This window comes from Pseudomonas sp. QE6, from assembly GCF_041379005.1.
GTDB lineage: Bacteria > Pseudomonadota > Gammaproteobacteria > Pseudomonadales > Pseudomonadaceae > Pseudomonas.
This window is the reverse complement of the sequence record NZ_CP166873.1, coordinates 5,327,392-5,350,921: the sequence shown is the minus strand read 5'-3', so window position 1 is coordinate 5,350,921 and position 23,530 is coordinate 5,327,392. Positions and strand designations below refer to the sequence as shown.

The 23,530-nt window shown below is 60.8% G+C and carries 17 protein-coding genes and 2 pseudogenes; 12 read left to right on the top strand and 7 right to left on the bottom strand.

Annotation, left to right across the window (positions count from 1 at the left end; genetic code table 11):
• Positions 1–149: 149 nt before the first annotated feature.
• A complete protein-coding gene (locus tag ACAW63_RS24430; RefSeq protein WP_371229771.1) occupies positions 150–869 on the bottom strand; it encodes a TetR/AcrR family transcriptional regulator in 720 nt (239 codons plus the stop codon).
• 70 nt (positions 870–939) lie between these two features.
• Here ACAW63_RS24430 and ACAW63_RS24425 point away from each other — a divergent pair, with 70 nt between their 5' ends.
• On the top strand, positions 940–2,880 hold the full coding sequence (locus ACAW63_RS24425) for an amidohydrolase (protein ID WP_371229768.1): 1,941 nt from the start codon (positions 940–942) through the stop codon (positions 2,878–2,880).
• Between the two features lie 167 nt (positions 2,881–3,047).
• Here the strand turns inward: ACAW63_RS24425 and ACAW63_RS24420 are convergent, their stop codons facing one another.
• On the bottom strand, positions 3,048–3,260 hold the full coding sequence (locus tag ACAW63_RS24420) for a hypothetical protein (RefSeq protein ID WP_371229765.1): 213 nt from the start codon (positions 3,258–3,260) through the stop codon (positions 3,048–3,050).
• A 200-nt stretch (positions 3,261–3,460) separates the two neighbouring features.
• Between ACAW63_RS24420 and ACAW63_RS24415 the strand changes: the two genes are divergently transcribed.
• A complete protein-coding gene (locus ACAW63_RS24415; RefSeq protein ID WP_275610951.1) occupies positions 3,461–3,991 on the top strand; it encodes a hypothetical protein in 531 nt (176 codons plus the stop codon).
• A 92-nt stretch (positions 3,992–4,083) separates the two neighbouring features.
• Here ACAW63_RS24415 and ACAW63_RS24410 read toward each other — a convergent pair whose 3' ends face one another.
• A complete protein-coding gene (locus ACAW63_RS24410) occupies positions 4,084–4,965 on the bottom strand; it encodes a DUF6685 family protein (RefSeq protein ID WP_371229762.1) in 882 nt (293 codons plus the stop codon).
• A 148-nt stretch (positions 4,966–5,113) separates the two neighbouring features.
• Between ACAW63_RS24410 and ACAW63_RS24405 the strand changes: the two genes are divergently transcribed.
• Together ACAW63_RS24405 and ACAW63_RS24400 are read left to right on the top strand one after the other, a co-directional pair.
• Positions 5,114–5,335: a DUF2835 domain-containing protein gene (locus ACAW63_RS24405; protein WP_371229759.1), complete on the top strand. Its 222-nt coding sequence runs from the start codon at positions 5,114–5,116 to the stop codon at positions 5,333–5,335.
• Between the two features lie 53 nt (positions 5,336–5,388).
• Positions 5,389–6,414, top strand: a complete 1,026-nt coding sequence (locus tag ACAW63_RS24400; RefSeq protein WP_371229756.1) for a quinone-dependent dihydroorotate dehydrogenase — start codon at positions 5,389–5,391, stop codon at positions 6,412–6,414.
• 101 nt (positions 6,415–6,515) lie between these two features.
• On the opposite strand, the gene rmf is transcribed toward ACAW63_RS24400, so the two are convergent.
• Entirely contained in the window at positions 6,516–6,734 is a 219-nt protein-coding gene (gene rmf / locus ACAW63_RS24395; RefSeq protein ID WP_015478012.1) for a ribosome modulation factor, read from the bottom strand.
• 486 nt (positions 6,735–7,220) lie between these two features.
• On the opposite strand from rmf, the gene rlmKL reads away from it, so the two are divergent.
• Positions 7,221–9,395, top strand: a complete 2,175-nt coding sequence (gene rlmKL / locus ACAW63_RS24390) for a bifunctional 23S rRNA (guanine(2069)-N(7))-methyltransferase RlmK/23S rRNA (guanine(2445)-N(2))-methyltransferase RlmL (protein WP_371229754.1) — start codon at positions 7,221–7,223, stop codon at positions 9,393–9,395.
• 113 nt (positions 9,396–9,508) lie between these two features.
• Positions 9,509–11,923, top strand: a complete 2,415-nt coding sequence (locus ACAW63_RS24385) for a diguanylate cyclase (RefSeq protein ID WP_371229751.1) — start codon at positions 9,509–9,511, stop codon at positions 11,921–11,923.
• Positions 11,924–11,954: 31 nt separating this feature from the next.
• Here the strand turns inward: ACAW63_RS24385 and dacB are convergent, their stop codons facing one another.
• On the bottom strand, positions 11,955–13,400 hold the full coding sequence (dacB, locus tag ACAW63_RS24380; RefSeq protein ID WP_371229748.1) for a D-alanyl-D-alanine carboxypeptidase/D-alanyl-D-alanine-endopeptidase: 1,446 nt from the start codon (positions 13,398–13,400) through the stop codon (positions 11,955–11,957).
• A 268-nt stretch (positions 13,401–13,668) separates the two neighbouring features.
• On the opposite strand from dacB, the pseudogene ACAW63_RS24375 reads away from it, so the two are divergent.
• From ACAW63_RS24375 to ACAW63_RS24350, 6 genes and pseudogenes are all read left to right on the top strand, one after another.
• Positions 13,669–13,731 (top strand): annotated as a pseudogene (locus ACAW63_RS24375) (hypothetical protein); the annotation flags it as partial.
• 955 nt (positions 13,732–14,686) lie between these two features.
• Positions 14,687–15,172, top strand: coding sequence for a hypothetical protein (locus ACAW63_RS24370; protein WP_371229745.1), 486 nt, complete (start codon positions 14,687–14,689; stop codon positions 15,170–15,172).
• Entirely contained in the window at positions 15,173–15,871 is a 699-nt protein-coding gene (locus tag ACAW63_RS24365; protein WP_371229742.1) for a class I SAM-dependent methyltransferase, read from the top strand.
• Positions 15,868–16,767, top strand: a complete 900-nt coding sequence (locus ACAW63_RS24360) for a hypothetical protein (RefSeq protein WP_371229740.1) — start codon at positions 15,868–15,870, stop codon at positions 16,765–16,767. The genes ACAW63_RS24365 and ACAW63_RS24360 overlap by 4 nt, the downstream gene beginning before the upstream one ends.
• A gap of 461 nt (positions 16,768–17,228) precedes the next feature.
• Positions 17,229–20,966 carry a hypothetical protein gene (locus ACAW63_RS24355; protein ID WP_371229737.1) on the top strand — a complete coding sequence of 1,246 codons (3,738 nt, stop codon included), beginning with the start codon at positions 17,229–17,231 and terminating at the stop codon, positions 20,964–20,966.
• Positions 20,963–21,715 (top strand): trans-aconitate 2-methyltransferase, encoded by a 753-nt coding sequence (locus tag ACAW63_RS24350; protein ID WP_371229734.1) that lies wholly within the window; start codon positions 20,963–20,965, stop codon positions 21,713–21,715. Before ACAW63_RS24355 ends, ACAW63_RS24350 begins: the two co-directional genes overlap by 4 nt.
• A 95-nt stretch (positions 21,716–21,810) precedes the next feature.
• Here ACAW63_RS24350 and ACAW63_RS24345 read toward each other — a convergent pair.
• Together ACAW63_RS24345 and ACAW63_RS24340 are read right to left on the bottom strand one after the other, a co-directional pair.
• Positions 21,811–22,967 (bottom strand): IS3 family transposase gene (locus ACAW63_RS24345; RefSeq protein ID WP_371229731.1). Its coding sequence is split into 2 segments (ribosomal slippage): positions 21,811–22,704 and positions 22,707–22,967, totalling 1,155 coding nucleotides; the frame shifts between segments, so codons are not numbered across the junction.
• A gap of 84 nt (positions 22,968–23,051) precedes the next feature.
• Positions 23,052–23,458, bottom strand: a pseudogene (locus ACAW63_RS24340) (transposase); the annotation flags it as partial.
• Positions 23,459–23,530: the final 72 nt, after the last annotated feature.

Below are 23,530 nucleotides of genomic sequence, written 5' to 3'. Positions count from 1 at the left end.
AGCCCCGCCCAGTGCGGGGCTTTTTTTCGGCTGCGGATTCGTGCGTGAAGGAAGCTGCGCGGGGCTCGAACTGCAGGAGCGGACTCTGTCCGCGATCCGGTGATTATCGCAGGGCGCACAACCGCGAACGGTTCTACGCCCTGCGTGTTTCACACCTGCAGCTCGCGCTCGAACTCGGCCGCTCCCGAAGTCTTGACCGCCAACAGCAGCAGCCGGTACTGCCACTTCTGATGTGCGCGCCACATCAGCCCGCGCGCTTCGCCTTGTTCGATGCTGCCCTGCTTGACCACATCCCAGGTGCGATACAGGTAGCGCAGCAACTCCAGCAGTTCCTTCTCCGGCCACTGGCAACCATGCTTTCTCAGCAGTGTCCGCATGTTGTCGAGCTGAAAGGCCTCATGCTCCGCCTCCAGGTCGCACAGCTCCGGAATCGCATCCATGGCCTGCCAGAGCGCGCCGTAGCCGGAGAACTCCTGCTCGACCTCATCGATCATTTCACCCAGCGCGTCCCAGGTTTCGATCAGGCCCAGTCCGCCTTCGAATATCGCCCTCTCCCGGCTGCGGATAGCGTCCAGCCATTGCTGCCCCAGGCGATACACGATCGCTTCCTTGTTGGGGAAAAAGCGGTAGAGCGAGCTGATGTCGATGCCGGAGCGTTCGGCAATGGCATTGGTGTTCAGCAGGGGCATGCCGCCCTCCTTGAGTAACGCCAGCGTCGCCTGCTCGATCTTCCTGACGATTTCCAGGGTGCGCTGCTGGCGCGGCTCGCGGCGCATCTTCAAGTCTTGCGGAGTCATCCAATGCCCAGCCTCATCTTTCACTGCCGCGCATTTCACATTGACCTGCCCGAGAGAGTCAAACCGGAACAATTGACGCTCCGGGGGCAACGCTGGTAGAAGTTTAAATTACAGTAATTGCTGTAATTTAACTGGAGAATGTATGCGGCTCAAACCAAAACAACACCTGACGCTGTCCTCCCTCGTCCTGCTCTCCGGGCTCGCCGGATGCAGCCAGACGCCAGCTCCGGATGCCGGCAACCCTGACAACACGGTGTACCTGAACGGTCAGATCTATACCCAGGATGCCCAGCGTCGGAAGGTCGAGGCCATTGCCGTATCGAACGACAAGTTCGTCTATGCCGGCACCCGGGAAGGCGCGGAAGGCTTCATCAGCCAGGGCTATCGCGTGGTCGACCTGGGCGGCAAGATGGTCCTGCCCGGGCTGCACGACAACCACATCCACGTCATGGGTGTCGTCCCGCTGGATGTCTGCGACCTCGAAGGCAAGAGCGTCAACCTCGATCAACTGGCCAGCAAGGTGAAGGAGTGCCTGCCGCGCTACGCCAGCGAGCCGGACGCCTGGCTGAAGATCGAGCAATGGGTGCCCTACGAGAACAACGAGCCGACCGATAACTACAAGACCATCCGCCAGGCGCTGGATGCAGTGGCCGACGGCCACCCGATCGTCCTTTCCGGTGTCGACGGCCACGCCAGCGCCTACAACTCGAAAGCCTTGAGCATGGCGCAGGACGACAGCGGCAAGGTCGTTGGCTTCAACGCGAAAAGCCTGGGCAAGGGCGGCGTGTTCGCCGAGCTCGCGCCCTATGTCAGCCTGGACAGCGGGGTGGTCCGCGATGCGGCCAAGGAAAGGATTCCGGTTGGCAGCTTCGACATGTTCGCCCAGGAAGTGGGTGATCCGCGCGGCGAAGCCATTTACGGCGCCATCCTGCCGAAGGTCGCGAACGTCATGGCGCAAAGCGGCATCACCAGCATCCAGGATGCCTGCGCCAACGATTTCATCCGCGAGCAACTGGTGAAGATGCAGCAGCAGAACCTGCTGAACATGCACGTCACGGCCGCCACCTGCTTCATCTCCGATGACTACAAGGGCAAGGTGGATATCGCCGGGCACCTGAAGAAGGCTCGGGAAGTCCGCGACTCCTTCGCCGGCAATCCGCTGATCAAGGCGGATGCGGTGAAGATCTTTGCTGACGGTGTGCTCGAAGGCGACCCCTTCAGCAAGCCGCCGTTCTCCCCCAACGCCGGCATGCTGCATCACTATCAGAAGCCCCATCTCAAGCAGGACGAAGAGACCGGTGCCGTCACGGTCACCCAGGACAGCGAGGAGACGAAGAACAACGGCATCGTCAATTACAAGGAGGAGGACTTCAAGAATTACGCCACTGCGCTGGATGCCGATGGCTTCAGCATCCATGTCCACAGCGTTGGCGACCGTGCCACCCGTGTGACCATCGACGCGCTTGAGGCGGCCCGCCAGCGCAATGGCGACCGCCACATTCCGCACACCATCGCTCACCTGCAAATGGTCCACCCGGACGACCAGAAGCGCCTCGGCGAGCTGGGGACCTACCTCACCTACACCTACGCCTGGATCAACCAGCAACCCGAATACGACGTCCTGATCACCCCATTCCTGGAGCCGAGCAAGAAGGGCCAGGACATCAACGACCTGCTCTACAACCCCAGGAACTACACCTGGGGAGCGGTCTATCCTGTAGGCAATACGGCTAAAGCCGGTGCGGTGCTGGTGGCGGGTAGCGATGCACCGGTCGACACGCGCGATCCGCGGCCCTTCGTGAATATCGCCGCCGGCATCACCCGCGCCATCCCCGGCAAGCCGGCCTACAACCCCGAGCAGAGCGCCACGCTGGAGCAGATGCTGGACGCCTACACCATCAACGGTGCTCGAGCTGTTCGCCAGGAAAAGCTCATGGGTTCGATCGAGCCGGGCAAGTCCGCCGATTTCATCGTCCTGGATCGGAACCTGTTCGATCTGGTTCAGCGGGGCACCCCGGAAAAGATCGCCGAGACTCAGGTCATGCAGACGGTGTTTCGCGGAAAGACCGTTTACAGCCGATAGAGCAATCTCTTCAGCAGTGCGGCTGAGGCCAGCCGTTCCGGTTCCCTCGGCCTGGCGTTAGCTGTGGTAAATCAGAATCCGATGCCTGAACGGGCATCGGATTTTTTATGTGCAGACCTTGCGCATCTGAGCGAGCAGCCCTTCGTCGCTGTAACCGATGCGCCCGCTCAGCTGCCGCTGCGCCCGCCGTCGTGCGGCTCGGTCAGCGCGCGGCGATATTTGGCGTAGAGGTCGTCGGACATGTTGCTGGTACCCAGCATTTTCAGCGCGAAGGATTTCACTTCGGCATCGCTGTAGGGCTGCTGCGGCGCCGGCTGGCTGCTGCAGCCTGCCAGCCAGAAGGGCACGGTCAGGGTGAGGAGGGCGAGGGCACGGTTCATGGTTTTATGCACGCAGGGAGGTTCGGGACGGATGTCAGGCTAGCAATCGCATGGATCGAGCAGAAATCATCCCGTTTGATAGTGAGTATCGTTATGGCGACTTCCGACTCACGGAACTGTCAGAAGGTTCCCTTCCTGCGGCGTTTTCCAACGATTGCGGATATCCTTCGCGGCTGTTCATCCCTTCTCAGGACTTCCCCATGAAAGCGCAACTCGTCGAACTCCTCACACTGATCAGCTCGGGCTGCCTGGGCGAGGCGGAGATCGAGCAGATCGCCGACGAGGCCGCCCAGGCCTACGCCGACCCGGAGGCCTTCCATGCGGCCAACCCGGAAATCAACTACGACGACAGCTTCCCGATTCCCCTGGGGGAGTGGGTGGTGGTGGGCAGCCTGCCGGAAATCGTGCTGTTCCAGGGTGACAGCTTTGAGGAACTGTTCACGGAGATTCGCGCCTCCTTCGACCCGAGCGTCAATTTCGTCCTGCAGGCCAAGCAGCTGCGCAAGGCCGAACCCCTCGCCGCGCTGAACCGCATCCAGACCCAGCTCGGCGCGCTCTATCCCGAAAAGGGCGGCTATGTACTGGTGGACTTCAGCGAGCCGCTGGATGACGAGCTGCAGTGCGTGCTGGTCTACCGCGAGGACCTTGAGCGTGTCATGGCGCTCTGCGTGGAAATCGGCATTCCCGCGGCTCCGGCGCTGGAAGCTGCGCAGGAAGCCGCTCAGGAATGATCGAAGTCCTCCCTGACGGACGAAAGCTGCCGATGTGGGGCGGCAGCCAGCGGTAATGGGAGTGCAGGGCGAACAGCCCGCCAGCGCTGCGGCTATCGGCCTGCGCAGGTGCCCCGCAGGTATTCGATGACGTCCGGCGCACCTGCTTCCCGCAGACCCTGGCCGAAGGTGTCGGACTGCGGATGGTCCTTGGGCAATAGCAGGCTTTCCGGGGTTTCCGTGTTGAACAGGCCGAAGCGCGCATAAGGCATGCCAGTGTCCAGCAGCAGGCCCATGAACGCCGGGTCGCTCCAGGCCTGCGCCGGCATCGCCAACATATGGAAGCCGCGGTCCAGTTCATCCAGTACCGCTGTGCGCAGCTCGAAGCACTGAATGATTGCCGGCAGGGTGATCTCCAGTCCACGCCGCCGGGCATACACCACGGCGCTGGCCATCTCGTAGGCGTGATTGTCGTCGTCCCAGAACAGCCGGTCGCCATGCCAGCTGGCGCGCCGTAGCTGCAAGGTGGCCTTGCGCTCGAAGCCGGGCAGCGCCTGGCCGAGTACCCGGGTGAAGTCGTTGTAGCTGATGATCCGCACCTTGCGCCCGCTGTCGCTCTGCGCCAGCTCCTCCAGTGTCTCCAGGGCACAGTCCTGCAGGGCTCGCTGGCACAGGCCGTCGAGCATGCGCAGGTCGAGAGATGGCTGTTCGTCACGGTGGCTGCCGACCAGGCGCTTGAGTACCGCATGGACGCGTGCCTTGTCTTCCTGTACCGGTCCGGACAAGGCGCCACGTGGCAGGTCGATCAGGCGATGGAGCGGTGTCCCGGATTGCCAGCCAATGCCGCTGGCGCAGGCTTCGGGGGCCTTGAACGGCAGCGACAGGGTGCGGCTGCGTTGCGCGACGTTATGCGCATCGGCGCCGCCAAGCCCCAGACGCTGGGCGAGGCTGGCCAGGCGGCTGGTCATGCTGCGGTGGCGAGGGGGCTGACTCATGTGCGACGCAAGACTCCCGATGGCCGGAGGGTCAGTGCAGGAAGCGCCGGAAAGGATGCACGGCGAATTGCCCTAAGCATAGAAAACCCTGGCGCCGTTTGGCGCATGCGTTGTGGCAAAATTCTTCCCTTCACTCGGGGGAGCCTCCATGGCTTGCGTGGTGCTGGATATCTGCCTGCCGTCGGACAGGCTGCAGGCAGTCTACCGCGGGCACGCCAATCGCGTGCTGGTCGTCAGCCGTGACGGTCGCCGAATCAGTCTGCCGGCCCATCATCTGCGCCCTTTCGTCACCCACTCGGGCGTGCAGGGCAGCTTCGAGCTGGAATTCGATGACGCCGGGCGGCTACTGGCGCTGCGTCGCCTCGCCTGAGCGAGGTGCGGCCGGCTATAATAACGCCCCATTTTGCCGACCGATGCCCGACCATGTACAGCCTGGCCCGCGAGCTCCTGTTCAAGCTTTCCCCGGAAACTTCCCACGAATTGTCCATCGACCTGATCGGTGCCGGCGGCCGTCTCGGCCTCAATGGCCTGGTCACCAAGGCACCGGCCAGCCTGCCGTTGAAGGTGATGGGCCTGGAATTCGCCAACCCGGTGGGGCTGGCGGCCGGCCTGGACAAGAACGGCGACGCCATCGATGGCTTCGCGCAGCTGGGTTTCGGTTTCGTCGAGATTGGCACCGTCACCCCGCGTCCGCAGCCGGGCAACCCCAAGCCGCGCCTGTTCCGACTGCCGCAGGCCACCGCGATCATCAACCGCATGGGTTTCAACAACCATGGTGTCGATCACCTGATCGAGCGGGTCAAGGCGGCTAAGTACCGCGGCGTGCTGGGCATCAACATCGGCAAGAACTTCGATACGCCGGTCGAGCGCGCGGTGGACGACTACCTGATCTGCCTGGACAAGGTCTACGCCCATGCCAGCTATGTGACGGTCAACGTCAGCTCGCCCAATACGCCCGGCCTGCGCAGCCTGCAGTTCGGCGACTCGCTCAAGCAATTGCTCGAAGCCCTGCGCCAGCGCCAGGAAGACCTGGCCGTCCAGCATGGCCGCCGCGTGCCGCTGGCGATCAAGATCGCCCCGGATATGAGCGACGAGGAAACTGCCATGGTTGCCGCCGCGCTGATCGAGTCGGGCATGGATGCGGTGATCGCCACCAACACCACGCTGGGTCGCGAAGGCGTCGAGAACCTGCCGTTCGGCAACGAGGCGGGTGGCCTCTCCGGTGCGCCGGTGCGCGAGAAGAGCACCCACATCGTCAAGGTGCTGGCCGGTGAGCTGGGCGGGCGTCTGCCGATCATCGCCGCCGGCGGCATCACCGAAGGCATCCATGCGGCGGAGAAGATCGCGGCCGGTGCGAGCCTGGTGCAGATCTATTCGGGCTTCATCTACAAGGGCCCGGCGCTGATCCGCGAGGCGGTGGATGCCATCGCCGCGGCCAAGCGGGGCTGAAGAACAGCGGGGAATTAAAAAGGGCTCCTTATCGGAGCCCTTGGGCTTGCGCCCTTCCGCCCGGATGGGGCGGCTTGGGGAAGTCGGTGTGATTCGTAGATTCAGCCGTTTGCGTGCTGCATCTGGTTCAGACGTTGAATACCGGCGGTGCCGGTCAAACCATCCCAGTTGTCGCCACGGCCCTCACGCCAGCCATTGAGCCAGGATTGCCGGGCAGTGGGATGAGTAAACGGACAGAGGTCGCGAGATTTTCCAGTAATGCCGTGCTGATAACCGCGCAAAAAGGCTCTTTCCAACGGATCACGCTTAAGTCTTCTCATAGGGTGTTGCCCTCACTTGTTGACTGTTATGTCCCGTTGGCCCCCCTGGGAGGCCGGGCGGAAAATTCCGCCAATGGGGCGCATTGCCGGCGTGACACGCCCCGCCCGTCATCATTGCGATAACGGATTAAGCTGAGTTCTAACCAAAGCCCTTGGGGCTGTGAACAACCAATTTGTCATAAAGACTTAACTCTTATGGAATCAGGCCATAAGAATTTGCCCGGTTGGAAAGTGCCACCATCGCGTAACCCACCAGGGGCGCGGGGTTGTATCCGGTCAAGGGGAAAGTGTGTCTAATTGCGACTTTCTCTCATTCCGACGAGCGGGCCGGTAATGTGCGACTCGAGGTCGCAGATGGATTGAACTTCCGTCCCGGAAAATGAACACCGATTGCTGTTCGCGGAAAAACCAAACGCGCGGATGGCCGACGAGGCTCCCTGGTGGAGCTTCATTAAAAAGAGAGGGCTGCGGCCCGGGAAGATTGACATGGCGGAACACTACGAACTTTTCCTGACCTGCCCCAAGGGGCTTGATGGCCTGTTGCTGGACGAGGCCCAGGCGCTGGGCCTTGAGGAGGCGCGCGCCCAGGTGTCGGCGGTGCGCGGGCAGGGCGACCTGGAGACGGCCTATCGCCTGTGCCTGTGGTCGCGTCTGGCGAATAGGGTGTTGCTGGTGCTTTCTCGCTTTCCGGTGAACAACGCCGAAGAGCTGTACATGGGCGTGCGCGCCGTCCCCTGGAGCGACCACCTGGATGCCGGCGGCAGCCTTGCGGTGGAGTTCAGCGGCAAGGGTTCGGGCATCGACAACACCCACTTCGGCGCGCTGAAGGTGAAGGACGCCATCGTCGACAACCTGCGCGCCGAGTTCGGCAAGCGCCCGACGGTGGACAAGGTCAACCCGGACATCCGTGTGCACCTGCACCTGGATCGCGGCCAGGCCGTGCTGTCGCTGGACCTCTCCGGCCACAGCCTGCACCAGCGCGGCTACCGTCTGCAGCAGGGCGCCGCACCTTTGAAGGAAAACCTCGCCGCTGCCGTTCTGATCCGCGCCGGCTGGCCGAAGATCGCCGCTGAAGGTGGCGCGCTGTCCGACCCGATGTGCGGTGTCGGTACTTTCCTGATCGAGGCCGGCCTGATCGCTGCCGACATCGCGCCGAACCTCAAGCGCGAGCGCTGGGGCTTCAGCAACTGGCTGGGGCACGTCCCGGCGATCTGGAAGAAGCTGGTCGAGGAAGCCCAGCGCCGGGCGGACGTCGGCCTTTCGAAGACGCCGTTGTGGATTCGCGGCTACGAGGCCGACCCGCGCCTGATCCAGCCGGCGCGCAACAACATCGAACGTTCCGGACTGGCCGAATGGGTGAAGATCTACCAGGGCGAACTGGCCACCTTCGAGCCGCGTCCGGACAAGGGCCAGAAGGGCCTGATCATCTGCAACCCCCCCTACGGTGAGCGCCTGGGCGATGAAGCCAGCCTGCTGTACCTCTACCAGCACCTGGGTGAGCGCCTGCGCCAGAGTTGCCTGGGCTGGAGCGCCGGGGTGTTCACCGGTGCGCCGGAGCTGGGCAAGCGCATGGGTATCCGCAGTCACAAGCAATACGCCTTCTTCAACGGTGCCTTGCCGTGCAAGCTGATCATGCTCGACGTGGAGCCGCGCCAGTTCGTGACCGGCGATCGCGGTGAATCGGCGCCGGCCCAGGGGAGTGCGGTAATCGAGCAGGCGCGCCTGAGCGAAGGCGGGCAGATGTTCGCCAACCGCCTGCAGAAGAACCTCAAGGCGCTGGGCAAGTGGGCGCGCAAGGAAAAGATCGAGTGCTACCGCCTGTATGACGCGGACATGCCCGAATACGCCCTGGCCGTGGACCTGTACCGTGACTGGGCGCATGTGCAGGAGTACGCAGCGCCCAAGTCCATCGATCCGGCCAAGGCCCAGGCCCGTCTGCTCGATGCGCTGGCCGCGTTGCCGCAGGCCCTGGGGATTCCCACCGAGCGCATCGTGATCAAGCGTCGTGAGCGCCAGACCGGCAAGAAGCAGTACGAGCGGCAGAACGCCGAAGGCCGCTTCATGGAAGTGGAGGAGGGCGGCGCGAAGCTGCTGGTCAACCTCACCGACTACCTCGATACCGGCCTGTTCCTCGACCACCGTCCGATGCGCCTGCGCATCCAGCGCGAGGCCCGGGGCAAGCGCTTCCTCAACCTGTTCTGCTACACCGCCACGGCCACCGTGCATGCTGCCAGGGGTGATGCGCGCAGCACCACCAGCGTCGACCTGTCCAAGACCTATCTCGACTGGGCGCGGCGCAACCTGTCGCTCAACGGTTTCTCCGACAAGCAGCGCCTGGTGCAGAGCGACGTGATGGAGTGGCTGCGCGAGGATCGCGGCGAGTATGACCTGGTCTTCATCGATCCGCCGACCTTCTCCAACTCCAAGCGCATGGAGGGAGTGTTCGACGTGCAGCGCGACCATGTCGAGCTGATCGACCTGGCCATGGCGCGCCTGGCCAGAGGCGGGGTGCTGTACTTCTCCAACAACTTCCGCAAGTTCGAGCTGGACGAAGGGCTGGCGGCGCGTTATCAGGTCGAGGAAATCAGCGCCCAGACGCTGGACCAGGACTTCGCCCGCAACAGCAAGATCCACCGCGCCTGGCGCATAACCGTGCGCTGATGTCGGCCGGCGCACGGCCCTCCGAGGCCCTGCGCCGGGTGGCTTTTGGCAAAAAGCCATCATCTGCTATAAGAACTGAGTACCCTTTCCGCAGTCCTGACGCGGGAGTCCCCATGACTCAGTTGCCGGCCTTTGGGCAGTTGCCTGCCGCTCAGGGAATCGCTCGCCAAAAGAAGGTGTTGCGTGCGGCCGGCCTGGTACTCGCTGCGGGGCTATTGCTGACCGGACTGCTGGGTTGGAATGTCTGGCGCAACGCACGTACGGCGCTGGAGCAACAGTTCGCCCTGGCGGCCAACGAACGGGTCGATCGGGTGCGCGAACGGCTGGTATTGCAGCGCAGCGAGCTGGAGTCCATCCAGCGCTTCTTCGAGAACTCCAACGAGGTATCGCGCCAGGAGTTCGAGCATTTCGTCAGTCCCTTGCTGGGAGATGCCCTGGGGTATGCCTGGCTACCCAGGGTCGAGCATAACGCTCGTGCGGCGTTCGAAGAGCAGGTCCAGGCGTCCGGGTTGCTCGACTATCTGATCCATGACCTCGACTCGCAGAGCCATCCGGTGCCCGCGCAGGTCCGCGAACGCTACTTTCCCGTGCTCTACGGGGCATCCGAGTATCTGCAGGAATTGCCGCTTGGACTTGATCTGAGCTCCACCCTGCCGGGGCGCGAACTGACGCAGCGGGTGCTCACCGGAAGACAGTTGACCGCTTCGATGCCGGTGATCCTGCCTGGCGCCCCGGCGGAGGACGCGGCCGGCGTCCTGCTGGCCGCTCCCTTCTACCGGGGCAGTGTGATGACCAGTCCCGGGGAGGAGAGCCTGGGTGGTCTGCAGGGCATGCTGGTGGCCGCGATCAGCTACCGCCTGCTGATCGAGCAGGGCATGGATGTGGATAGCCTGGCGCAACTGGCGATTAGTTTGCGCGATAGCGCCGAGCAGGGGGCGGACTTGCCGATGTATCGCAGCGTGGTGCGGGCCGCACAGAATTCCGGGCTGGTGATGGAGCGGCACCTGGACTTTGCCGGGCGGGATTATCTCGTCCGTATCGAACCTTCCCGCGACTTTCTGCAACGCAATGAGGGGCATCCGCAGCTGTGGGTGCTGCTCGGCGGATTGCTGACCTCCTTGCTGCTGGCGGGCTATGTGCTGGCGCTCCTGGGGCAGCGCCAGAGGGCGCTGCAACTGGTGGAGGAGCGTACCGCCGAGCTGCGCGCGAATCAGTTGGAGCTGCAGGAGAACCAGGCACGCCTGCATTTCGCCATGGACAGTGCCGGCCATGGCGTCTGGGACTGGAATATCGACCTGGGCAAGGTGTTTTACTCCCACGCCTGGAAGGCCATGCTGGGATTCCGCGATGCAGAAGTTGGCGCGAGCCCCGACGAGTGCACGCGCCGGGTTCATCCGGATGATCAGGCCGCGCGCTGCGAGGCGCTGCAGCGGCACCTGCGTGGTGAGACGTCGCTGTACCAGAGTGAGCACCGCTTGCGCTGCAAGAGCGGGCGCTGGCTGTGGGTGCTGGACCGGGGTCAGGTCGTGGAACGGAGGAGTGACGGCTCTGCGCGCCGCATGATCGGTACGCAGACCGACATCAGCTCGCGCAAGGCGGTGGAGCTGGAGCTGGGGGAGGTCAACAGTCGCCTGCACGGGCTGCTCGATGCGGCAACCCAGGTGGCCATCGTATCCACCGACCTGCGAGGGTTCGTCCGCAGCTTCAACGTCGGTGCCGAGCGCCTGTTCGGCTACAGCGCGCGCGAAGTGCTGGGCCGGCCGGTGCCGGAGAGTATCTTCGTCAAGGAGGAGATCCGCCGCCGGGCACATGAGCTGTCTACTGTACTGGGGCGCGAGATCCGAGGGTTCGAAGTGGTCGGCGCGCTGGTCGGTGAAGGACACGAGGAGCATGAGTGGACTTGCATTCGTCGCGACGGCCAGAAATTGAAGATCAACCTGATCATCACCGGCGTACGGGATTCGTCGGGTGTGATGACCGGCTACCTGGGCATCGCCACGGACATTACCCGGCGCAAGGAAGCGGAGCTGGAGTTGCGGCGGCTCTCGGTGACCGATGCGCTGACCGGTGTGCACAACCGGCGGTACTTCAAGGAGCAACTGGAACTGAGCATGGCGCGCTGCTCGCGCAGCGGCGAGCCGCTGTCGCTGGTGATGTTCGACGTCGATCACTTCAAGAGCATCAATGACCGCTTCGGCCATGAGGCTGGCGACGTTGTCCTGGTCACGCTGTGCCAGCGAGTTGCCCTGCGCTTGCGCAAGACGGACGTGTTCTGCCGTCTGGGTGGAGAGGAACTGGTGGTGCTGTGTCCGGGCAGCTCGCTGGAGCAGGCCATGCAACTGGCCGAAGCGCTGTGGCAGGCGCTACGTAGCCAGCCCATGGAGGGGGTTGGCGTGGTGACCGCGAGCTTCGGGGTGGCCGGCTGGCGTATCGGCGAAACGGCCGATGACCTGATGTGCAAGGTGGACCGGGCGGTGTATCGGGCCAAACGGCAGGGGCGGGATCGCCTGGAGCGCGCTGACGACTGAAGGCCCCGGCGGGTGCCGGGGCCCACGGCCATCAGTCGCCGGCGCGCTTGGTGGTGCTGTAGAGGTCCAGCAGGACCTGGTCGAGGATGGACGACGCGCCCCACGGCCGGTTGCTGTTGAGGATCGCTACCACCACCCAGGAGCGTCCGTTGGCGTCGCGGCTGAAGCCGGCCAGGGCGCGCACGGTATTCAGGGTGCCGGTCTTGACGTGCGCCTCGCCGGCCATCGGGGTACCGCGCAGGCGTTTGCGCATGGTGCCGTCCTTCGCCACGATCGGCAGCGAGGAGATGTATTCGGCGGCGTACGGGCTGTGCCAGGCGGCTTGCAGCATCGCGGCCATCTCGCGGGCGCTGACGCGCTCGTCACGCGACAGGCCGGAGCCGTTCTCCATCACCAGGTGAGTGGCGGTGATGCCCTTGCGCGCCAGCCACTGGCGAATCACCCGCTGCGCGGCCTGGGCGTCATCGGCGTCGGCACCGTTACGGAAACGCGCGCCCAGGGAGAGGAACAGTTGGCGCGCCATGGTGTTGTTGCTGTACTTGTTGATGTCGCGGATGACTTCCACCACATCCGGCGAATCGGCGCGGGCGACCAGTTTGGCGCTCTTGGGCACGTTGCCTTCGCGGTCCTTGCCCATGATGGTGCCGCCCAGCTCCTGCCAGATGCCGCGCACCGCGCCGGCGGTGTAGCCCGGGTGATCGAGCAGCGACATGTAGGTCTGCGCGCTGCAGCCCAGGGGAATCTGGCCGGTTGCTACCAGCGAGGTGCCATCGAACTGGGTGACGGGATTGAAACGCAGCTTCGGCCAGGCCGGGCAGGGCGCTGCCTTGCTCACCTGGACCTGGTTGTCGATGCGCACGTTGGCCAGTGGCGGGTCCATCAGCACGCTGGCCTTGCCGCCGTCGGAACGTACGACCAGACGCACGCTCTTGAGGTTGACCAGCAGCGAGTCGGGGCCGACCAGGAACGGCTTGTTGTCGTCGCCGCCGTCGTCGTTGAACACCGGCAGTTGCGGGATGTTGAAGTAGCTGCGGTCCAGCACCAGGTCGCCGGTGACCTTGCTGACACCATTGGCGCGCAGGTCACGCATGAGCAGCCAGAGCTTCTCCATGTTCAGCTTGGGATCGCCGCCGCCCTTGAGGTAAAGGTTGCCGTTGAGCACGCCGTCCTTGAGCTGGCCGTCGGTGTAGAACTCGGTCTGCCACTGGTAGGTAGGGCCGAGCATCTCCAGGGCGGCGTAGGTGGTGAACAGCTTCATGGTCGACGCCGGGTTCACCGATACGTCGGCATTGAAATAGGTGGCGTTGCCGGGGCCTTCGAGGGGAATCATCACCAGCGACAGCGCGTCGTTGGTCAGTTTGCTGGCCTTCAGGGCCTTTTCGACGCGGTCGGGCAGGGTGGTGTTGATCTGGGCCAGGGCCGGCAGGGCGAAGGGTAGCAATGTGGCGAGGGCGATAACACGCAGCGATTTGAACATAGGAAAGGTGACATCCCAGTGGTCGGGCATTGACATGAAAAAATGAAAAGATGAAACGCAACAATACGAATAAGCGCTCCTTGTTCCCCCGGAGCTGCGGACATTATGCCGCAAGCCGCTGCGTGTTGCGCTGGGCAACACATGCCAGTTGTCATGGGCGAGAGCGGTGGAGCTGTTAAAGTTGTGGATGGCCTGTCCGGATCGCGCCGGACAGTTGGAATGATCACGATGAGGTCGAATCGTCGCCTCGTCCGCCGGAGATTGTCAGATGGCCACCAACCGTTCGCGTCGTTTGCGCAAGAAGTTGTGTGTCGATGAATTCCAGGTTTTGCTAATTAGCAATAAATAGTAGATATGTTGTCAAAATCTCCCTGCTGTCCTGAATCCCTCTCTCCCAGCAAATGTCTGCCTGACTTTCGCTCATTGGATCAGTAGGGGACCTGGTTTCCGAGGGCTTTGCGTCGCAGCGATTCGCACTTTCGGCGCAAAGTGAGGGTGCTCAGTAGGTTGGGGATTGAGCGATTCTGTAGCCACTCGCTGCATTGTGGGTTCGCCGCATGCGAAAGCGGCAGTGATGGCGTGACTGCTGGCCTACTCGCTTAATCGTGCAAAAATTCGAATGAAATCGCTCTAAAGCAGACTTGAGAGTGGCTAGGTAGAGCCATTCATGATCGAAAGGAAATGAGGATTTCGTCTGCGCGACGTTGCTGCTCAAAACGCCTCAGTCTGCGCTACGGTGGAAGACTGGTTTCTTTGTAGACGCAAATGCGGCAGTGGACCGTTTAGAACGGCAGTGTGGTCGCGACTGCGCATGCTCATACCCAAGCTGACGCCGATTGCGTAATTGCATCGCACTTGACCACCCAATTGCATTGCCGCCGACCAGTCAATTGCATTCGTGCTGACCACCGTTTGCATCCGACCTGACCAGTACACGCCGAGGAGGCGGCCGGCAGAGAACGGCCAAGAGCGGACAATTAGATGCGTCTACGAATCCAGGTGCGATTCAAGGAGAAGGTGTTGGTCTCCGCCATGACGAGGGGGGAGAAAGAGGTGGTTGAAATGAGCGGAGGCGCTCGATCACCATCCGGCGGTTGGTCTGGCGAATGCAGCATCAGTTGTACCAGCGACTGCTGCGCGGCCATAGCTCGATGTGGTCGTTGCTGGAATTCGACCCTGGATCGAGCCAAGGACGCTCGGCATTGGGCTGCCCCAAAGCGCTTCCTAGATGGCTCTTTAATACTATAAGCTCGGGCTCCACGCTCAAACGCTAAGCAGGGATATCTATGGAACAGAAAGCTATCTGCCGCCCCCTCACATACGAGGAGTCACACCAACTGCTCCAGTTGGATGAGGAAATGCAAGCGGCAATGGACAAGGTGACTCAGCTTGAGTTCTCCATGCTGGGACGCAAGCTGATGGAGGAGCGAGGCTGGACTCAGGAATATTGCGAAGAGGTGGAAGGCCTGTATCGCAAGTTTCTGGCGCTCAACGTGCGCTATCCGGGTAAGAAGATCTGCCCGTCGGGCCCCGTAGACGACTTTTGGCATGCTCACATCCTCGATACGCATGCCTATTTTGCTGACTGCCAGTCCTTGTTCGGTCAGTACCTTCATCATTACCCTTACTTTGGTATGCGTGGGAAGGAAGACCGGGCAAACCTTGAAGCTGCCTTCGAGGAATCTCTAAACCTTTTCGTACTGCATTTTGGTGTGGACCCTACCGCTGGTGATACCGAGGCTCGGAGCTGTCGCCCACAGCGGTGCCCTTGAGTGTCGGAGGTCATCCGCACCCACTTCTTCGACTATGAGGAAGACTCCCGTCTGGAAGAGCGCAACATCCATTTCTGGCGTGCGCTCGCCGGCCATGTCCAGGCTGATCGCTCCCTCTTGCCCGGTGGTGTAGTGCTCGATATTGGCTGCCACCGAGGCGGCCTTCTCGAGTTACTGCATGAGCGTTTCAGACCCGCGAAGCTCATAGGCTTGGAGCCACTCGTGAGTGCCCGGCGAGTGGCTGGACAGCGCATGTCCAGGTTTACATCGCAAACCCTGTTGTTTGGTGCAGAGGGCTGGTCAAGTATTCCAAATGCGGAAGTCGACCTTGTTGTGGGGCATGAGGTCCTGCAATACATCAGTGATTTATCGCAGCTAATGACTGGTATCCGACGCTGCCTCACGCCTGGCGGCTTCGCGTACCTCGCTCTCGGGTGTCACACGGAAAATCCTCTCTGGGCCACCTGGAGGCACGAACTGGAAGAGCTTGGGCACCGTGTCTACGATCACTCTCCTCTTGAAATAATGGCTGCGGGAGCGCGTGCAGGACTGGCTCCGTCGGTTCGTCCTCTGAGAGACACCGGTTGGGCGTACCACGATCCCACTGCCTCGGAGTCATTTTCCTACCCATCCGTCGAAGCGCTGCTAGAGCATCAATTCCGCCATAAGTTGCTTTTCCGTTTCGAGTGCCGTGTATGACGGGCCCTGAATTGATGTTGCCGCCCAGCGTGAGCGAGGCTCTGCTGGGGATTGCCGAACGAAACACACTCGAATCACTCGAAGCACGTGCGCTTGACACTACGCAGCGACGTGCCCTCGCCGAAGGGCTTTCATCCTTCCAATGGCGGGCATTTCTGGACGAGCTTTCGCGCGTCTGGAGTGCCTTTGATCATGCTGTTGTGCGTAGCTGCCCTGCTTTGAATGACGAGCGCGCAGCACTGCTTCTTGCTCTGTCATTGGATTCTGAGTTCAAGCCATATCGCGGATGCAAGATCGTTAAGCACTTTAAGATGTCCCCCTGGACCACCGAGCTGTCTCAAAGCCTGCGCGACGGACACTTCCACACGGATCTGAACACTGCCCAAGAACCTCCGCGCGTTACCTTGATCCATTGTCGTGTGCCTGACCCGACTCAGGGCTATGGCGTTCTGCGTGTTGCCAGGCTTTGTGATTTGCTTGCGGAGCTCCGTCAGCAGGGCGCCGAAGAAACTCTCAGACTCCTTCTCTCCGATACCGTCGATATGGTCGATGATCGTGCGCAAGGATCTTGGTCGGGAGTTATGGCGAGCGAGTCGGCTATCCGTTTTCATCCCGAAACCTTAAGAGCCGCGCAACGCAGAGGGGCTCGATTCAGCGAGCCCCTCGAGGAGCAGCTCAATGCAATACATAAGGCAGCACTGATAGTTTCTCAGCCAATCGAGCTTGGGATGGGAGATGCGTTGTTGGTATCGAATACCCGCGCGCTTCACTACCGCGGGGAATGCACAGTTCAGTATCTGGAGTTTCCTCGGCACTTCCAGGCCAGGCAGATACACGTGCTTCACTTACTTCATGAGCCCTTATGGCCCGAATCAAACCCGAGACAATCGACGTAGTAGGTGCCAATGCCAACAATCTGCGAGATCTCGACATCAGCTTCCCGATCGGCGAAGTGTCGATGGTCGTTGGTGTCTCCGGATCGGGAAAGACGTCCCTACTCCTAGATACCCTCGCGCGTGAGGGGGGGATGCGTCTGAAGTCCTTCTTGGGAATCAGCCAGGACCATCTTTCTCCGCCCGACAGCGACGCCTTCGTGGGCCGAATGCCGCCCACCCTCCATATTGGTCAACGGGCCTTCCGGGGTTCTTCACGAACGACGGTTGGTACGTCGAGTAACCTCCTTCCCCTGCTCCGACGCATGTTCATAAAGTGGTCGAGCCCTGTTTCTGAGTGTGGCGGTTTCCCCGTCCTCCCCCCTAGTGTCGATAGTTATGCCTCCTGGCTACTCCAGCATCAGCATGGCGTGCTTACCGTGTGGGCAATCCCGATGTCCTTTGAGCCCGGGAACGGCTTAATAATGGCGGATCGCCTTCGTAGCTTGGGCTTCTCCAGCGTTGTCGTGCGCAGCGAGACCGACTCCCTCAAGGTTTGGGAGAAAGGTCGTATCCTCAAGCTGAATCAGTTCAAACCACTTGCCGAGCGGACACGGCATATCGTCGAGACCGAAGTCGGAAGCGTGGACCTCCGCAAAGTTGGTGCTGCAGCGCAACTCCAACAGTTGATGTCGCTCGCCTTCGACGCTGGTCGTGGGCGGGTATTGATCGAGTCCTCCCAGGTAGTAGTGCTGGACTCCCGGTACCATTGGGTGACACCAGAGGACCCCAATCTCTATCGGTCCGCGAGCGAGCATCTCTTGTCGTTCAATGCTCCAGAGCATGAAGCCAGTGGTGCATGCTCTGTATGTCGTGGGCTTGGCGAAACTACGGTCTTGAACATAGAGGCTCTAGTAACTCGCCCCGACCTATCTCTGCACCAGGGTGCTCTCTCGCTCTGGACGGAAAAGAACTACAAGTACGTCAACATTCAGCATGAAACGATCGAAGGGCTTCGAGGCCTCAATGGCTTTAACCCTGACCTCCCATGGTCGAAGCTCGATGAGCATGCGCACAACCTGATCATTGAGGGGGCTGGCGAGCAGCTGATCGTTGATCGCGATCTTGCGAGTGGGCGAAAAACTAGTGCACCGCGTCATTTCAATGGCTTCCGGTCCGCCATCATTGAGCGAGTGAACAAGCGTGGTGCGACATCTGAGCGACTAGCCAATCTTGTTAGCAACGGCCCGTGCCCGAACTGCCGTGGTAGCCGTTGGTCCGATCAGGCACGAGCTTTACACCTTGGTGGATACTCGATCGATCAACTTCTGGCTCTGTCATTCGATGAGCTGATTTTGCTCTGTGCTCCAGGGGCTGAATTCTCCAAGGCTCTTCCTGCGGAAGCCGCGCCATATCTCAAGCAGCTTCGGCGGTTAGTGAAGAGTTTCGTTGGGGCAGGCCTCGGCCACCTAACTGGTGCTCGTGGGATGCTTGAGATCAGCGAAGGAGAGTCACGTCGGCTGCGTTTGGCCGCAGCATTGGATGGCCATCATTCAGGCCTTTGCCTGTTGCTAGACGAGCCGGCGCGTGGCTTACATGACGAAGACGTCGAGCGCTTGTCCAGGACGCTGGCGGAGCTACGTGGAATCCACAGCCTCATCATCAATGATCACCGACGGCGGTTAGCAACAGCCGCTGGCTTTTTCGTAGAGATCGGACCTGGCGCAGGCCCCAATGGTGGACGTGCCATTTACTCGGGAAAGGTCCCGGAGTCTTGGTGGCAAGATAGTGCTGCGCTGACGCGGGTGCCAGTCATCGTCCAAGAACAGTCCCCAAGGCTTCAACTCAACGACGTTCAGATCCACAACCTGTCGGGTGTCGACGTTGCTATTCCGTTGGGGCACCTGGTGAGTGTGGTGGGCGTTTCTGGGTCCGGGAAATCGAGTTTCGTGCTTGGAGCGCTAGTGCCGGCACTTGCAGCTGCTTTCGAAACCTCACATGACACCCTAGAAGTGGATGTTCGTAACGGGCGCTGGGCATCGCTATCGGGTGCCAAAATCCTGAATGGGTTCGTGGCATTGGGGCAGCGAACGCCGACACCGAATAGGCGAAGTACTGTCTCCACATTCCTGGGCCTCGCCGAACAGCTGCGAAACCATTTTGCCAAGCTGTCGACAGCCATCCTCTCTGGGATCGAGGCTAGCGACTTTGGGCTTAACGCAGGACAAGGGCGCTGCGATCAGTGCCTAGGGATTGGGGAAGTAGAAGAGGCAGGTCACTGGAGCGTTTGCTCAAGCTGTGCAGGAAGTCGCTTCAGTTCCACAGTGTTGACTGTTCTGGACGAAGGATCTGACATCGCTCAGATACTTGATCGCTCGATCACCAGCCTTTGCTCCACACCATTTCCAGCGTTCAACAACAAGCTATCGCTTTTACAAACCATAGATGAGTTGGGGGTCGGGCACCTTTCGCTAGGCCGTCGGCTGGACACCCTCAGCGGTGGGGAATTGCAGCGATTGCGGATTGCCAGAGAGCTGAGTGAACGCTCATCGGAGCGGCTGCTGTTCATTCTTGATGAGCCCGCGGCTGGTTTGCATCGGGATGACGTCGCGCGCCTGCTCAAGATGCTTGATCACATGGTTCACAGCGGCCACACCGTCCTACTTGTCGAGCACAATCTTGAGCTAGTAGCAGCGACCGATTGGGTCATTGAGTTTGGCCCAGGCAGCGGCCCACTGGGCGGTCAATTAATTGCTGAAGGCCCCCCGCAGTACATACGTCAGTTAGATACCCCGAGCGGTCGCATGCTCCGAGCCGCATCAAAACCAGTTGAGCTAGCAAGCCAGTCGGTGTGTGCTGAATCCAGCGAGGTCCCCAGCCTCGATGAGGTCACCAGTGCGCTTCGCTGGTTGAGAGGACTGCTTGGGCACGATGTGCCTCCGTTGGAGAAGGAGTTCGAGCAAGATGGGGGGCAGCCTGCAGTAGTCATTAACGCGCGAGCCATGGGTAACCAGCGCTTGCTTGAGTACGGAGGACTCGATCATGAGCTAGCACTGCTTATGCTCGAGTGCGTGCCTGCAAGCGGCTCCGATTTCGCTGCCATGCTTGATGCCTGGGAGGCTGCTCCAGACGCCGAGTTGAGCATATTCCCACTGACTCAAGCGCTTTACGTATGGGGCTCTCGAATTCCATCTAGCGTTATCAATGAGCAACGAAAGCAGCTACAAAAACAGGGGCTGAGATGGATAGAACATGCGGATCTATCTCGCACCCGCGCCTGCGCAGGCCCTATCGCCGGCAGCGCGAACGATCGCAGCGCACGGACTCGTCTATTTGATCAGGCGCGCCTGCTCGGCGGCGGCTATGTTGAGCTCGTCGTGGGGGAGGAAGTGCTGGCGGTTTACACTGAGCGTGCGATAGATCTAGAGCGTTACCTGGTTGGTCCTCGAGCAGCATCTGCCTACGACTTTGATCGGAGCACCGTGCGAGGACAATGCCCGTGCTGCATGGGGCGCGGACAGGTGATCAGCTATGACCAAAGCTTGTTGATCAACATTGGACAATGGACGGTAGAGCAAAGCCGTTTCCTGCAACCGGACGCCTTGAACATCCTCAAGGGTGTTCACCGCAACGTGCTCGTGCCTTTCTTTAAACGCATAACGAAAGAGAATATATGGTTGCCCGACCGCCCCATTGGGCAACTCACTGACTTTGAGCGCAACATTCTGCTGCATGGTTTCTGGGGAAACTCTGGACACGGCGCATTTCTACGAACGCCAGCTAGCAACCCGAAAGAAGTCGCAAGCTGGTTACGTTGGGACGGGTTGTTTGCGTACGTGCGTGACAATCTATCGCGCGGCTCGCAAGCATGGAGCAAAGACGTGCTGGCCTCGCAGCAGATGATCCGTTGCCCTATGTGTGATGGGGGGGGATTGCGTCAGCATGCTTGGTTGTTCGAATTTGCAGGTCGTAGCTACGCCGATTGGCTAAACGTAGGGACCGTATCTGAGCTTTGTCAGGCACTGCAGCATTTAGTCCCTCCCAATGAGCGCAGTAAACGTAGACAGGCACGCCTAATCGAGACGCTCTTCCCGCTCAATGACGAGCGATTTAGCTCCATTAAATTATGCGATCTGGCAGTTAATGGACCCTATGCGATCCTAGGCGCTTCGGTTGCGCGTGCCTTCACCAGTATGCCGGTGCTCACAGAGGAGAGCCTATGAGTGACGATCGAATCTACAAGCTCTACGGTGAGTTCGGTGATCGATACGATATGCATACCCCGCCGCACCACTATGCGCATGACCACAGCTTCGTAATTGAGTGGGCTCGAAGTCTAGGGGGGCAAGGCCGGATTCTCGACCTTGGCTGTGGGACTGGTATATTGCTGGAAAAGGCTTTAGCGGCTGGCTTGGAGCCTGTCGGCATTGATTCGGCGCCTAGGATGCTGGAGCTTGCACAAGCGCGCGTCGGCAATGAACGGGCACGGCTTATCCCCATGCAGGAACTCGAACTCAATCAGTTATTTGATTGTGTCGCATCACTTTCTTGGTCGCTCAACTACAGCCAAGACGTTGCCGAATTGCGCGACGTTCTTCGCCGCTGCCATGGACTATTACGCCCGGGTGGCGGTTTGATCCTGCAAGTCGCCCATGCCCCAAACGCTCCCACGCAGAAGCAGACGCTCAATATCGATAGAGAACCAGGTCCCGGCGGGGCAGACGATATCGTATTGAGCTACTGCTTCTGGTCAGAGGGGCCTGAAACGATGATCGCTGACTATAAATTTGAGTGTATTTCCACGGGTGAGCAGTTTGAAGAGCGTCATGAGCTCCGCGTGGCGAATGTGGGAGTAGTCACCTCTGTGTTGAGTGAGCTCGGGTTCATTGACATCGCTATCACTGACAGTTGGCGTGGAGACCCATTCAGCAGTTCTATCAGCCCCTTCGTTGTAGGCCGACGGAGCTATTGAAGATCAACCAGGTGCCAGGCATGGTATTCGCCATCGCTATTATGAGTGGCGCGGGCTTCATGGGGTGGTCTGTCCCGGAACCGGTGGACAGGTAGTTAAGAGCTACTGCTCGTATTTCGCCGCTCAAACTCCATCGGACTGAGATAGCCCAACGTCGAGTGGCGACGGCGGTGATTGTAAAAGCGGATGTAGTCGAACAGGTCGGCTTTCGCCTCCTGGTAGCTGGCATAGCGCGTCAGGTATACCCGTTCGGCCTTCAGCGAACGAAAGAAGCTCTCCATCGCGGCGTTGTCCCAGCAGTTCCCCGGACGTGAATGGCTGGGCACGATGCGATGTCGCCGCAGCAAGGCTTGGTAGTCGTACGCGCAGTATTGGCTGCCACGATCCGAGTGCAGCAGTACCTCTTCCTGCGGCTGTCGGCGTGCCACGGCCATCTCCAGTGCGGCGTGTACCAGGGCCTGCTGCATGCGGTGGTGCATCGCCCAACCGACGACGGCGCGTGAATAGAGATCGAGCACGACGGCCAAGTACAACCAGCCTTGGGCTGTCCGCACGTAGGTCATGTCCGAGACCCAATGCCGGTTGGCGCGATCCGAGGCGAACTGGCGATCCAGATGATTCGGGGCAATCGGCAGAGCATGACGACTGCTGGAAACCAGCCGCCAGCGCTTGCGCGAGCGAACGCGCAGTCCGGCTTCGCGCATCAGGCGAGCGACCCGGTGCCGACCACACGCATGCCCCATGGCCGTCAACTCGGCCTTGATGCGGCGATGGCCATAGATCCCGTTCACCTCGTGGTGGATGGTGCGGATCTCCTTGCTCAGACGCCGATTCGCCATCTCTCTCGCCGAAGGTGGTCGCTGCTGCCAGGCATAGAAGCCGCTGCGGGATACTCGCAGCAGCCGGCACATCGGCGCTACGGGATAGCGACCGGCCAACGCCTCGATGGCGCGGAACTTCACTTCGTGGGCTGCGAGAAGATGGCGAGCGCCTTTTTTAAAACATCGCGCTCCATGGTGACCTGAGCCAGTTGCTGGCGTAGACGACGCAGCTCCGAGCTCTCGCCCCGCTGCTTGCCGTTGCCCGGAAAGGCATCGTCTCCTTGCTGCTCGTATTGGCGCTTCCATTTGCCCAACAGGCTTTCAGCGATGCCGAGCATCTCGGCTACATGACGAAGCGGCGTACCGGCAAGCACCTGGTCTACCGCCTCGCGTTTGAAGGATTCGGGAAAACGTCGTCTGGTCTGGGTCATGAACACTCCTTGCGGTGGACATTATCCACCTTAAGTCAGTGTCCACTCTGCCCGGGACAGACCAGTAGAGACCCCACCGTTTTACAACCAGGTATGTTTGAACAATCCGAGCAGGCGCTGATCTTCCTTAGCGCGTACGGATTTCGGCTCGGCCAGCCAGGCGTAGTAACCGCTGGGATGCACCTTGAGGGGCTGGCAGAGACGTCGAACCGGGTACTCCACCGACAGCTTGCTGATGAAGGCGTACTTCAGCCGGACTCTGTGGCGAAGTACGCGGCGGCCTTTTTTAGGATGTCTCGCTCTTCGGTCACCCGCTTGAGTTCAACGCGCAGACGACGCAGTTCGGCTTGCTGATCGTCTTCTTGCTGCCGTTGTTCCTGGGGCTTGCTATAGCACTTGATCCAGGCTTCAGGCTATGCGCCGACATGCCTGGCCTTCCCGCCCTCGGCTACGGAAAGGCAGCGCTCGGTCACTTGCTTGACCGCTTCGATTTTGAATTCTTCGGGCTAACGCTGGTTGCTCATGGCACCTCCTAAGGGTCCTCATTATGAGGCTTGGAGGTG

Excerpts from the sequence above, each read along its gene's own strand:
- ACAW63_RS24425 (WP_371229768.1), top strand. The coding sequence starts at position 940 with ATGCGGCTCAAACCAAAACAACACCTGACGCTGTCCTCCCTCGTCCTG.
- ACAW63_RS24420 (WP_371229765.1), bottom strand. The coding sequence starts at position 3,260 with ATGAACCGTGCCCTCGCCCTCCTCACCCTGACCGTGCCCTTCTGGCTG.
- ACAW63_RS24415 (WP_275610951.1), top strand. The coding sequence starts at position 3,461 with ATGAAAGCGCAACTCGTCGAACTCCTCACACTGATCAGCTCGGGCTGC.
- ACAW63_RS24410 (WP_371229762.1), bottom strand. The coding sequence starts at position 4,965 with ATGAGTCAGCCCCCTCGCCACCGCAGCATGACCAGCCGCCTGGCCAGC.
- ACAW63_RS24405 (WP_371229759.1), top strand. The coding sequence starts at position 5,114 with ATGGCTTGCGTGGTGCTGGATATCTGCCTGCCGTCGGACAGGCTGCAG.
- ACAW63_RS24400 (WP_371229756.1), top strand. The coding sequence starts at position 5,389 with ATGTACAGCCTGGCCCGCGAGCTCCTGTTCAAGCTTTCCCCGGAAACT.
- rmf (WP_015478012.1), bottom strand. The coding sequence starts at position 6,734 with ATGAGAAGACTTAAGCGTGATCCGTTGGAAAGAGCCTTTTTGCGCGGT.
- rlmKL (WP_371229754.1), top strand. The coding sequence starts at position 7,221 with ATGGCGGAACACTACGAACTTTTCCTGACCTGCCCCAAGGGGCTTGAT.
- ACAW63_RS24385 (WP_371229751.1), top strand. The coding sequence starts at position 9,509 with ATGACTCAGTTGCCGGCCTTTGGGCAGTTGCCTGCCGCTCAGGGAATC.
- dacB (WP_371229748.1), bottom strand. The coding sequence starts at position 13,400 with ATGTTCAAATCGCTGCGTGTTATCGCCCTCGCCACATTGCTACCCTTC.
- ACAW63_RS24370 (WP_371229745.1), top strand. The coding sequence starts at position 14,687 with ATGGAACAGAAAGCTATCTGCCGCCCCCTCACATACGAGGAGTCACAC.
- ACAW63_RS24360 (WP_371229740.1), top strand. The coding sequence starts at position 15,868 with ATGACGGGCCCTGAATTGATGTTGCCGCCCAGCGTGAGCGAGGCTCTG.
- ACAW63_RS24355 (WP_371229737.1), top strand. The coding sequence starts at position 17,229 with ATGGCGGATCGCCTTCGTAGCTTGGGCTTCTCCAGCGTTGTCGTGCGC.
- ACAW63_RS24350 (WP_371229734.1), top strand. The coding sequence starts at position 20,963 with ATGAGTGACGATCGAATCTACAAGCTCTACGGTGAGTTCGGTGATCGA.